The sequence below is a fragment of the Kitasatospora sp. NPDC038210 genome, from assembly GCF_055600605.1.
This window is the reverse complement of record NZ_JBVJYK010000001.1, coordinates 37,345-48,717: the sequence shown is the minus strand read 5'-3', so window position 1 is coordinate 48,717 and position 11,373 is coordinate 37,345. Positions and strand designations below refer to the sequence as shown.

9 protein-coding genes are annotated in these 11,373 nt (G+C 75.5%); 2 read left to right on the top strand and 7 right to left on the bottom strand.

The annotated features are described in order from the left end of the window. Positions 1 to 24 precede the first annotated feature (24 nt). The 6 genes from ACZ7KX_RS00195 to ACZ7KX_RS00170 form a co-directional block, all read right to left on the bottom strand. Entirely contained in the window at positions 25 to 489 is a 465-nt protein-coding gene (locus ACZ7KX_RS00195) for a hypothetical protein (RefSeq protein ID WP_350521114.1), read from the bottom strand. A gap of 162 nt (positions 490 to 651) precedes the next feature. Beyond that, positions 652 to 1,992 (bottom strand): nitrate/nitrite transporter, encoded by a 1,341-nt coding sequence (locus ACZ7KX_RS00190; RefSeq protein ID WP_470324478.1) that lies wholly within the window; start codon positions 1,990 to 1,992, stop codon positions 652 to 654. Further along, positions 1,989 to 2,348, bottom strand: coding sequence for a nitrite reductase small subunit NirD (gene nirD / locus ACZ7KX_RS00185; RefSeq protein ID WP_470324477.1), 360 nt, complete (start codon positions 2,346 to 2,348; stop codon positions 1,989 to 1,991). The genes ACZ7KX_RS00190 and nirD overlap by 4 nt, the downstream gene beginning before the upstream one ends. Then, on the bottom strand, positions 2,345 to 4,939 hold the full coding sequence (nirB, locus tag ACZ7KX_RS00180) for a nitrite reductase large subunit NirB (protein WP_470324476.1): 2,595 nt from the start codon (positions 4,937 to 4,939) through the stop codon (positions 2,345 to 2,347). Before nirB ends, nirD begins: the two co-directional genes overlap by 4 nt. Beyond that, positions 4,936 to 6,222: an NAD(P)/FAD-dependent oxidoreductase gene (locus tag ACZ7KX_RS00175; RefSeq protein ID WP_470324475.1), complete on the bottom strand. Its 1,287-nt coding sequence runs from the start codon at positions 6,220 to 6,222 to the stop codon at positions 4,936 to 4,938. The genes nirB and ACZ7KX_RS00175 overlap by 4 nt, the downstream gene beginning before the upstream one ends. Beyond that, complete coding sequence (locus ACZ7KX_RS00170) at positions 6,219 to 8,462, bottom strand: molybdopterin oxidoreductase family protein (RefSeq protein ID WP_470324474.1); 2,244 nt, start codon at positions 8,460 to 8,462, stop codon at positions 6,219 to 6,221. Before ACZ7KX_RS00170 ends, ACZ7KX_RS00175 begins: the two co-directional genes overlap by 4 nt. 192 nt (positions 8,463 to 8,654) lie before the next feature. On the opposite strand from ACZ7KX_RS00170, the gene ACZ7KX_RS00165 reads away from it, so the two are divergent. Both ACZ7KX_RS00165 and ACZ7KX_RS00160 read left to right on the top strand, forming a co-directional pair. Beyond that, positions 8,655 to 9,779, top strand: coding sequence for a uroporphyrinogen-III synthase (locus ACZ7KX_RS00165; protein WP_470324473.1), 1,125 nt, complete (start codon positions 8,655 to 8,657; stop codon positions 9,777 to 9,779). Next, positions 9,779 to 10,492 carry a sirohydrochlorin chelatase gene (locus tag ACZ7KX_RS00160; RefSeq protein ID WP_470324472.1) on the top strand — a complete coding sequence of 238 codons (714 nt, stop codon included), beginning with the start codon at positions 9,779 to 9,781 and terminating at the stop codon, positions 10,490 to 10,492. The genes ACZ7KX_RS00165 and ACZ7KX_RS00160 overlap by 1 nt, the downstream gene beginning before the upstream one ends. Here the strand turns inward: ACZ7KX_RS00160 and ACZ7KX_RS00155 are convergent. After that, complete coding sequence (locus ACZ7KX_RS00155; protein ID WP_470324471.1) at positions 10,469 to 11,371, bottom strand: alpha/beta fold hydrolase; 903 nt, start codon at positions 11,369 to 11,371, stop codon at positions 10,469 to 10,471. The genes ACZ7KX_RS00160 and ACZ7KX_RS00155 overlap by 24 nt on opposite strands. Positions 11,372 to 11,373 lie beyond the last annotated feature (2 nt).

The following is an 11,373-nucleotide window of genomic DNA, read 5'->3' as shown; positions in this document are numbered from 1 at the left end:
GCACGAGCGTAGGGCAATCCCGGCTCAGCTCGTGGTGGCGCTGGGGGCGGCCGGCGCGGTGGTGAGCGTGACCCGCTTGGCGTCCGCCGCGGCCGGCGGGGTGGCGCCGATGTTGGAGACGGTGGCGGTGAGCACGGCGTCGACGTCGGGGATCCAGTTGAAGGTCTTGGACTGGACGACGATCTGCCGTTGCTGCTGCGTCCCGTCGCAGACCACGTCCGCCTCGGCCGTCCGGCTGGAGCCGAAGGCGATCGAGGAGGAGTCCTGCGGGTCCTTCTGCTCGACGGAGACGGTGAGCGAGCGGGCCTCGGTGCCGACCGAGCAGAGGTAGTCGACGTCGACCCGGACGCGGCCGGGCAGTTTCGGGTCGATCTTGGCGTCGCCGAGGCTGACGACGGTGGTGGCGGGGACCGGGTCGTCGGCCTGGGCGGGTGCGGCGAGGCCGGCGAGGGCCGTGGTGACGACCGCCAGGATGATCCACCGTTGCACTGCAACCTCCCTGTGGTGAGGACGTGTTGCGGCTGACGCTAACCGCCCGGCCGGGGCGCCGCGCGTCGAGGCCGGGCGGTCGTCATACCAACGGCCCACCCCTGCGGCCGGGCCCGGCGGCCCGGCCCGCGGGCCGGTCCCACCGCCGGCGCCCGCCCCTGGTCACCGCCGCCGGAGCCAGACCGCCCAGGTCAGCACCGAGCAGAGCACGTACGCCCCGAGGAACCCGAGGTACGCCGCGTCGCCGTTGTGGCTGGCCAGGAAGGACTGCCGGAAGGCCAGGTTCACCAGCACTCCGCCGAACGCGCCGATCGCCCCCGCGAGCCCGATCAGCGCGGCGGAGCGGCGCCGGGAGTCGGCCTCGGCGGCCTCCGGGTCGGCGCCGGCCGCGACCGCAGTCCGGGCGACGGCCTGGTAGTGCGCCGGGATCATCTTGTACGTCGAGCCGTTGCCGAGGCCGCTGAGCACGAACAGCGCGATGAACCCGGCGAGGAACAGCGGCAGCGAGCCGGCCCGCGAGGCGAGCAGCACCACGCCGGTCCCGGCCCCCATGGCGAGGAAGGTGCACAGCGTGACCACCGCCCCGCCGTACCGGTCGGCGAGCCGCCCGCCGACCGGCCGCAGCAGCGAGCCCAGCAGCGGCCCGAGGAAGGTGAGCGCGGCCGCCTTGACCGGGGTGTCGAACCGTTCGTGGAACTGCACCTGCAGCACCTGTCCGAAGGCGAACCCGAAGCCGATGAACGAGCCGAACGTCCCGATGTACAGCGCCGAGACGGCCCAGCCGTACGGGTCGCGGGCGACTTCCCGCAGCGCCCGCCCCTCCCGGGACGAGCCGGCGGAGTTCGTCGCCAGGTTGTCCATCCGCCACCACGCCCCCGCCGCCGCGAGCACGATCAGCGGCAGGTAGAGCAGCGGCAGCAGCCGGGGGTGGGCGGCGCCGGCGGTGGCCAGCACCAGCAGCCCGAGCAGCTGGACCGCGGGTACGCCGAGGTTGCCGCCGCCCGCGTTGATGCCGAGGGCCCAGCCCTTGAGCCGGTGCGGGTAGAAGGCGTTGATGTTGGCCATCGAGGAGGCGAAGTTCCCGCCGCCGACGCCGGCCACGCAGGCGACGGCCAGCAGGGTCCCGTAGGAGACGCCTGGTTCCAGCACGAGGGCGGCGAGCGCGGTGGGGACGAGCAGCAGCAGGGCGCTGACCACCGTCCAGTTGCGCCCGCCGAAGCGGGCGACGGCGAAGGTGTACGGCAGGCGCAGCAGGGCGCCGAGTGCGGTCGGCAGGGCCGTGAGGGTGAACTTCCCGGCGGTGTCGATGTGGTACTCGGGGCCGAGGAAGAGGACGAGGACCGACCAGAGGCTCCACACGGAGAAGCCGATGTGTTCGGAGAGCACGGAGAACACCAGGTTGCGGCGGGCGATCCGGGCGCCGGTGTGCGACCAGAACTCCTCGTCCTCCGGGTCCCAGCCCGCCAGCGGGGCGGGCTTTCTGGCGTCGAGGACGGTCGTCATTGCGCACCTCCGGGCGCGGCCACCCGCACCGGCCAGCGCCGCAGCACCGCGGGGGCGCCGTCGGGGGCGGTGTCCTCGTCCAGGCAGCGGCCGTCGGTCAGGTCGTAGACCTGCTTGTACATCGGCGAGATGAGTGTCGGACGGTCGCCGCGGCTGCCGAGCAGGCCCCGGGAGAGGACCGGCGCGCCGCTGAACGGGTCGAGGTTGTCGACGGCGTGGAGCGTTCCGGCGCGGTCCCGGAAGAGCGCGATCTGGCCGGCCTCCGGGAGCAACACCGCGACGCCGCGGCCGGGTTGCAGGTCGGTGAGGGCGCAGACGGTCTGCCAGCGGGTGCCGTCGTGGATCTGTACGGTCACGGGGTGAGCACCTCCAGTCGGGTTCCGGCGACGAGCACCGGGGAGTCGAGGGTGCGGCCGGCCTCGCCGGGGCGGGCGGGGCGGATCTGGCCGCGTTCGGGGACGAAGGTCACGGCGGGGTCGGGGGTGCCGGGGGCGTTGACGAAGGAGGCGAAGCGACGCAGCCGCTCGGGGTCGGCGAGGGTTTCGGCCCATTCGTCGCGGTAGCCGCCGATATGACGCTCCATCAGGTCGTCGAGTTCGGCGGCGATGCCGAGCGAGTCGTCGATGACGACGGCCCGCAGGTGGTCGAGGCCGCCTTCCAGCCGCTCCAGCCAGACCGAGGTGCGCTCCAGGCGGTCGGCGGTGCGGATGTAGAACATCAGGTAGCGGTCGATGGTGCGGATGAGGGTCTCGCGGTCGAGGTCGGCAGCGAGCAGGTCGGCGTGCCGCGGGGTCATGCCGCCGTTGCCGCCGACGTAGAGGTTCCAGCCGGCCGAGGTGGCGATGATGCCGAAGTCCTTGCTCTGGGCCTCGGCGCACTCGCGGGCGCAGCCGGAGACGGCGGCCTTGAGCTTGTGCGGGGAGCGCAGCCCCCGGTAGCGCAGTTCGAGTTCGATGGCGAGGGCGGTGGAGTCCTGGACGCCGTAGCGGCACCAGGTCTCGCCGACGCAGGACTTCACGGTGCGCAGCGACTTGCCGTAGGCGTGCCCGGACTCGAAGCCGGCGTCGACCAACTTCTGCCAGATGAGCGGCAGTTGGTCGACCGTCGCGCCGAACATGTCGATCCGCTGGCCGCCGGTGATCTTGGTGTAGAGGCCGTGGTCGCGGGCGATCTCGCCGATCGTGATCAGGCCCTCGGGGGTGATCTCGCCGCCGGGCACCCGGGGGACGACCGAGTACGAGCCGTTGCGCTGCAGGTTGGCGAGGAAGTGGTCGTTGGAGTCCTGCAGGGCGCCCTGCTCGCCGTCCAGGATGTGGCCGTTGCCGAGGCTGGCGAGGATGGAGGCGACGGTCGGCTTGCAGATCTCGCAGCCCTCGCCGCCGCTGCCGTGCTCGGCGAGCAGCTCGGAGAAGCCCGCCACGCCGGTGACCCGGACGATCTCGTACAGCTCGGCGCGGGTGTGGGCGAAGTGCTCGCACAGGCCCTTGACGGTGCTGACCCCGGCGGCTTCCAGCTCCTCGGTGACGACGGTGCCGAGCTGCTTGAGGCAGCTGCCGCAGCCGGTGCCGGCCCGGGTGCACTTCTTGACCGCGGCGACGCTGTCGCAGCCCTGGTCGCGGACGGCGGCGCGCACCGCGCCCTGGGTGACGTTGTGGCAGGAGCAGAGCACCGCCTCGTCGGGCAGCGCGACCGCTCCGGCTGGGGCGAACCCGGCGGGCAGGACGAGCTGTTCGGGGGCGACGGTGAGCGGCTTGCCGCCGACGGCGAGCGGGCGCAGGGTGCCGTAGCCCTCGGTGTCGCCGACCAGGACGCCGCCGAGCAGTGCCCCGTCGGCGCCGATGACGAGCTTGCGGTAGACGCCGCTGCGGCTGTCGCTGTAGAGCACGTCGAGGGCGCCTTCGGCGGTGCCGTGCGGGTCGCCGAAGCTGGCGACGTCCACGCCGAGCAGCTTGAGCTTGGTCGAGGTGTCGGCGCCGGTGAAGCCCTCGCCCTCCAGCTCCGCGAGGGTGCGCGCCGCCGTCTCGGCCATCTGGTAGCCGGGGGCGACCAGGCCGTAGACCCGGCCGTCGACGGCCTGGGCGCACTCGCCGATGGCGAGGATCGCCGGGTCCTCGGTGCGGCAGTGCGCGTCGACCACCACACCGCCGCGCGCGCCGACCGGCAGTCCGCACTCCCGGGCGAGCTGGTCGCGGGCGCGCACGCCGGCCGAGAACACCACCAGTTCGGCGGGCAGTTCGCGCCCGTCGGCGAGGGCGAGGCCGCGGACCGTGCCGTCCGGGCCGGTGAGGACGCCACTGGCGCCGGCGCTGGTGTGGACGGTGACGCCGAGCTCCTCGATCTTGCGGCGCAGGGCCGCGCCGCCGCCGTCGTCGACCTGGACGGCCATCAGCCGGGGCGCGAACTCCACCACGTGGGTGTCCAGTCCGCCGGCCCGCAGCGCGCCGGCCGCCTCCAGGCCGAGCAGCCCGCCGCCGACGACGACGCCCGTCCGGGCGGCCGAGGCCCCGGCGCGGATGGCGTCGACGTCCTCGATGGTCCGGTAGACGTGGCAGCCGGGGGCGTCGGTGCCGGGCACCGGCGGCACGAACGGCACCGAGCCGGTGGCCAGCACGAGGACGTCGTAGTGGACCCGGGAGCCGGAGCGGGTGTGCACCAGCCGCCGTTCGCGGTCGATCGCGGTGGCCGGGTCGCCCAGCCGCAGGTCGATGCCGTGCTCGGCCGGGAAGCCGGCCGGGCAGAGTCCGAGGTCGTCGGGGGTGCTGCCGGAGAACAGCGCACTGAGGTGGACCCGGTCGTAGGCGGGCCGGGGCTCCTCGGCGAGCACGGTGACCCGCCAGGCAGCCGCGGCCGGCTGCTCGGTCCAGGCCTCCAGGAAGCGCTGGCCGACCATGCCGTGGCCGACCAGGACGAGGTCCCGGACAGTGCGGTCGCGGTCGTCAGGGGTCATCGCGCTACTCCAGTCATGGCAGTTCCTCGGGTGAGCAGGTGCAGGGGGTGGCCGGCGAGCGTGCCGCCGTCGGCGAAGGCGCCGGCCAGGGCGTCCACGGTGGCCAGGTCGCCGAGCAGGATGGCGCCGACCAGCCGGTCGTCGCGCAGGACGAGCTTCTTGTAGCTGCCGCGGGTGGCGTCGGTGAGCCGCAGCACGTCCAGGCCGGGGTCGAGGGTCTCGTCGACGGTGCCGAAGGCCGCGTACTCCAGGTCGCCGGTGCTGAGCCGGGCCCGCGGGCTGGTGCCGGGGTAGCGGGCGTCCGGTTCGGCGCCGGAGAGGCGGCGGGCGAGGACGTCGGCCTGCTCCCAGGCCGGGCCGGCCAGGCCGTGGACGGTGCCGCGGTGCTCGACGCAGTCGCCGATCGCGGACACGTGCGGGGCGGCGGCCAGCCGGTCGTCCACCAGGATCCCGGTGCCGACCGGAAGTCCGGCGGCGTGGGCCAGGGCGGTGCGCGGACGGGTGCCGCAGGCGAGGACCACCAGGTCGCAGTCCAGCCGGTAGCCGCTGGCCAGCTCCACGGATCCGACCTTCTCGCCGCCGTGGACGGCTCGGGCGCGGTTGCCGGTGTAGCAGTCGACGCCGAGCAGCCGCAGCCGCTCCCGCAGCACGTCGGCCGCCTCGGGATCCAGCTGACGCTCGATCAGATGCGGCGCCTGGTGGACGATTTCGGTGCGCACCCCGAGCGCGGCCAGCGCCCGGGCGGCGCTCACCCCGAGCACCCCGCCACCGATCACCACCGCGCGCTTGGCGCCGACGGCCTCCTCGGCCAGCCGGGAGCAGTCCTCCAGGGTGCGCAGCGTGTGCACGCCCTCGACCAGGCCGTACCCGTCGGGGCGGCGCAGCCCGCGGACGGGCGGGAGCACCGGGTTGGCGCCGGTCGCCAGCACCAGTTCGTCCCAGGGCTCCACCGTGCCGTCGGCCAGAGCGAGGGTGCGCGCGCCCGGGTCGAGGGCGACGACCTCGCAGCCGGGCCGGGCCGTCGCCCCGCCGAGCGGCAGGGCGATCGACTCGGCGTCGTAGCGCCCGGTCAGCACCTCGGCGAGCAGCACCCGGTTGTACGGGGCGCGGACCTCGGCGCCGTACACGGTGACCGTGCCGGGCCCGCCGAGGGCGCCGTAGCGCTCGGCGAAGCGGGCGGCCGCCATGCCGCCGCCGACGACGGCGATCCTGGGGGGCGCAGGGCGCGTGCCGCTCGTGGGGCCCGTCGAGGGCTCGGGGGCTGTGGGGGGTGTGCGGCTCATCGGGCGACCTCCGTTCGTTCGACCTTCGTCGGGCCGCTCCCGGCGGCCCCCGCCCGCTCGACGCGCACCGCGCAGAGCTTGAACTCCGGCATCCGGGAGACCGGGTCCAGCGCCGGGTTGGTGAGGCTGTTGGCCCGGCCGGGGCCGGCCCAGTGGAACGGCATGAAGACGGTGTCCGGCCGGATGGCGTCGGTGATCCGCGCCGCGGCGACGGCCCGGCCGCGCCGGCTGGTGACCGCGACCGGCTCGCCGTCCGCGATCCCGAGCCGCTCGGCCAGCCGCGGGTGCAGCTCGACGAACGGGCCGGGGGCGGCCGCGTTGAGCTTGGCGACCCGGCGGGTCTGGGCGCCGCTCTGGTACTGGGAGAGCACCCGGCCGGTGGTCAGGAACAGCGGGTACTCCTCGTCCGGCTCCTCACCGGCCGGGCGGTGGGTCACCTCGGCGAAGCGGGCCCGACCGTCCGGGGTTGCGAAGCGGTCGAGGAACAGCCGCGGGGTGCCCGGGTGTCCCGGAGTCGGGCAGGGCCAGAACACCCCGTCCTCGGCGGCGATCCGCCGGTAGCTGATGCCCGCGTAGTCGGCGTCGCCGCCGGCCGAGGCGCGGCGCAGTTCGGCGAAGACCTGCTCGGCCTCGGCCGGGAAGCCCTCCGCGACGCCCAGCCGGGCGGCGAGTTCGCGCAGCAGCCACAGCTCGCTGCGCACCCCCTCGGGCGGGTCGAGGGCGCGGCGGCGCAGGATCACCCGGCCCTCCAGGTTGGTGGTGGTGCCGTCCTCCTCGGCCCACTGGGTGACCGGCAGCACGACGTCGGCGAGCCGGGCCGTCTCGGAGAGCACCACGTCCGCGACGACCAGCAGGTCCAGTGCCCGCAGCCGTTCGGTGACGTGCCCGGCGTTCGGCGCCGAGACCGCCGGGTTGGAGCCGGCCAGCAGCAGCGTGCGGACGCCGCCGGGCTGCCCGAGACCGTCCAGCAGCTCGTACGCCGACACGCCGGGGCCGGGCAGGCTCGCGGCCGGGACGCCCCACACGGACGCGACGTGCTCCCGCGCCGCCGGGTCCTCGATCGAGCGGTAGCCGGGCAGTTGGTCGGCCTTCTGGCCGTGCTCGCGCCCGCCCTGACCGTTGCCCTGGCCGGTCAGGCAGCCGTAGCCGCTGTACGGGCGGCCGGCCTTGCCGGTGGCCAGGCACAGGTTGATCCAGGCGCCGACGGTGTCGGTGCCCTTGCTCTGCTGCTCCGGCCCCCGCGCGGTGAGCACCATGCCGGTCTCGGACTGGCCGAACATCCTTGCCGCCTCGCGGAGTTGGTGCGCCGGCACACCGGTGATCCGCTCCACCCGGTCGGGCCAGTGGGCCATCGCCGACTCGCGGGCCTGCTCGAAGCCGCGGGTGCGCTGCGCCACGAAGGCGCGGTCCACCAGGCCCTCCGCGATCACCAGGTGGAGCAGGCCGAGGGCGAGCGCCAGGTCCCCGCCGGGGCGGGGCTGCAGGTGCAGGTCGGCCAGCTCGGCGGTGCGGGTGCGGCGCGGGTCGACCACGATCAACCTGCCTCCGTTCTCCCGCAGTTCGCGGAAGTAGCGGACGGCGGGCGGCATCGTCTCGGCCGGGTTGCCGCCGACCAGGATCAGGCAGCCGGTGTGCGGGATGTCCGCGAGCGGGAACGGCAGTCCGCGGTCCAGGCCGAAGGCCCGGCGGTGCGCGGCGGCGGCCGAGGACATGCAGAACCGGCCGTTGTAGTCGATGTTGGCGGTGCCCAGCACCACCCGGGCGAACTTGCCCAGCAGATAGGCCTTCTCGTTGGTGAGGCCGCCGCCGCCGAACACGCCCACCGCGTCCGGTCCGTGCTCGGCCCGGGTCCGGGCCAGCCCGGCGGCCACCCGGTCCAGTGCCTCCGGCCAGCTCGCCGAGCGCAGCGGAGCGCCGGGCCGGTCGCGCAGCAGCGGGCCGGTCAGCCGGAGGTCCCGGTCCAGCAGGGCGGGCGCCGAGCGGCCCTTCCCGCACAGCGCACCCCGGTTGACCGGGAAGTCCGGGCGCTCCAGCAGCTCGACCGGCGACCGGCGAGCCGACGGCCGCTCAGCCGACGACGGATCAGCCGACGGCCGCCCGGCCGACGACCGCTCGACCGGCACCAGCCGCATGCCGCACTGCAGCGAGCAGTACGGGCAGTGCGTGTCGGTGGCGGCGTCCGCGGCGGCGGCTCCGGCTGCGTCCGCGGCTCCGGCGGCCTTCGGGCTGGTCAACGTCATGCCGAGAACGGTGGCCGCCCGCTGTTTCCCGTTCGGGTCGGCCGTGTTGCGGGCGCGGTACGCGTCGCTCACGGCACCCGGCCACCGGGGTGCACGGCCGGACATCTGCCGTAACCGGAGCGGCACTTTCGCTTACCGGCAGGTGACGGACGGGCAATGCCCCCGTAACACGCGCACCGCACGCTGACGGGCATGGCAGCAACCCCCACCCCGTCAGGGCCGCTCACCGGCTTCACCGTCGGCGTCACCGCCGCGCGGCGCCGCGAGGAGCTCACCGCCCTGCTCACCCGCCGCGGCGCACAGGTGGTCGAGGCCCCGGTGCTGCGCATCCTGCCGCTCGCCGACGACCTCGCCCTGCGCGAGGCCACCGAACGCTGCCTGGCCGCCCCGCTCGACTACGTGGTGGCCACCACCGGGGTCGGCTGGCGCGGCTGGATGAGCGCGGCCGAGGGCTGGGGCCGGGGCGCCTCGCTCGCCGAGGCCTGCCGCGGCGCGGTGGTGCTCAGCCGCGGGCCCAAGGCCACCGGCGCGGTCCGGGCCAGCGGGCTGGGCGAGGAGTACTCCCCCGGCACCGAGGCCACCGACGAGCTGCTCACCTGGCTGCTCGCCCGCCCGCTGGCCGGGTGCCGGATCGCCGTCCAGGAGCACGGGATCCGGCTGGACGCCTTCGCCGCGGCGCTGCGCGAGCGCGGTGCCGAGGTGATCTCCGTCCCGGTCTACCGCTGGGCGCCTCCGGAGGACCCGGGCTCGGTGCGCAAGCTCCTCGACCAGACCGTCCGCCGCCAGGTGCACGCCCTCACCTTCACCAGCGCGCCCGCGATCACCGCTCTGCTCGCCACGGCGGAGGCCGAGGGCCTGTACGAGGCACTGGTCGACGCCCTGCGCGAGGACGTCCTGCCGGTGTGCGTCGGCGCGCTGTGCGCCCGGCCGCTCACCGAGCTCGGGCTGCCCGCCGTCCACCCGGAGCGCGGCCGCCTCGGCTCGCTGGTCCGGCTGCTCGCCGACACCCTGCCGAGCCGGGCCCGACGTGAAGTCGTCCTCGCCGGGCGGGTGTTGACGCTGCAGGGGAACGCCGCCCTGGTCGACGGCGAGAGCCACTGGCTCAGCCCGCGCGGCGCGGCCGTGCTGCGGGCGCTCGCCGAGCGGCCCGGCCGGGTGCTCAGCCGCGCCGACCTGCTGCGCGCCGCCTGGCCCGACGCGGCGGCCGACGAGCACGCGGTGGAGGCGGCGGTCGGACGGCTGCGGGCCGCGCTGGGGCCGCACGCCGCACTGATCCGCACCGTCCCCAAGCGCGGCTACCGGCTGGCGGCGGGCTGATGGCCCCGCCGGCCCCGGCCCTGCTCGCCGTCGCCCACGGGAGCCGCGATCCGGCGGCGGTCACCTCGACGCGCGCCCTGCTGCGACTCGTTCGCTCGCTCCGCCCCGAACTGGCCGTCCACTGCTGCTTCCTGGACCTCGCCGAGCCGTCCCTCCCGCAGGCCCTCGGCCGGCTCGCCGACCGGCAGCCGATCCTGGTCCCGCTCCTCCTCGGCACCGGTTACCACGTGCGCGTCGACATCCCCGCCGCCCTGGCGAACGCCGGCCTCCCGCACGCCCGCCTCGCCGCCGCCCTCGGCCCGCACCCGCTGCTCGCCGTGGCCCTCGCCGACCGCCTCACCGAGGCCGGCGCCCCGACGGACGCCCCGGTGGTGCTGGCCGGCGCCGGCTCCTCCGACCCCACCGCGCTCGCCGACACCGCGCGGATGGCCCGGCTGCTGGCCGCCCGCCTGGGCCGCCCGGTCACCCCCGCCCACCTGTCGGCCGCCGCCCCCACCCCCCACCGGGCAGTCGCCGACCTCCGGTCCGCCGGCCACCCCGGGGTCGCCCTCGCCACCTACCTCCTCTCCCCCGGCTTCTTCGCCCGCCGCGCGGCCGGCACCGCGGCCGCCTGGACCGGCGCCCCGCTGGCGGCCCACCCGGCCGTCGCCCGTCTGGTGCTCCACCGCTACGACGAGGCCCGCGCCGCCTCAACCCTGCCGGCCGCCGCCTGACGCTCCCCCGATGAACGACAGCAGCCGCTCGTTGACGAGTTCCGGCCGTTCCAGGTTCAGGCCGTGACCGGCCCGGTCCAGGATCTCCGCCCGCACGCCCGGGATCAGGCGCGTGACCCGCTCCACCACCCGGCGCGGGCGCAGCAGGGCACTGCGCCTGCCCACCAGCACCAGGACGGGCAGGTCGATCGACGCCAGCTCCCCGTCCGTGAACGGTCGGGCCGCCGGACGGCCGCCCGGCTTGTAGCTGCGCATCCCGAGCATCAGCGGAGCGATCATCTCGCGCGGCGCACCGAGCGCCGGATTGGCGAGCAGCCGCCCCACCGCCGGACGCAGCGGCCTCGGCGCCAGCATGCCGAACAGCCCGGCGATCATGCTGACGTAGAACCGCGCGGGGACCTTCTCGATCCCGCCCGGGTCCAGCGGCGCAACCGAGGCGAGCCGCTCGGGCGCGTGGACGGCCTGGTTGAGCGCCAGCCAGCCGCCGTACGAGACCCCGACCAGGTGCACCCGCTCCAGCCCCAGGCCGGCGAGCACCTCCCCCAGCCAGGCGGCGTTCTCCTGCGGTCCCGCCGCGACGGCGCGCTGCACACTGCGGCCGGGGTCGTCCAGGGTGTCGACCGCGTAGACCGGGTGGTGCTCCCCGAGGGCCGCGACCTGCGGGTACCAGTTGGACGGGTGCCCGGCGTGCCCGTGCAGCAGCACGATCGGCTCGCCGGTCGCCGCGCCGTGGCGGTGGACGTGCACGCGCCCGTACGCGGTCTCGACGTCGAACTCCTGCCGCGGGCTCGGCCACAAGTCCATCGCGCGGTCGTACGCCTCAAGGAACTTCGCCCGAGCCGCCTCACTGACGAAGTGTCCGACGCTGGTCCTGGTCATGA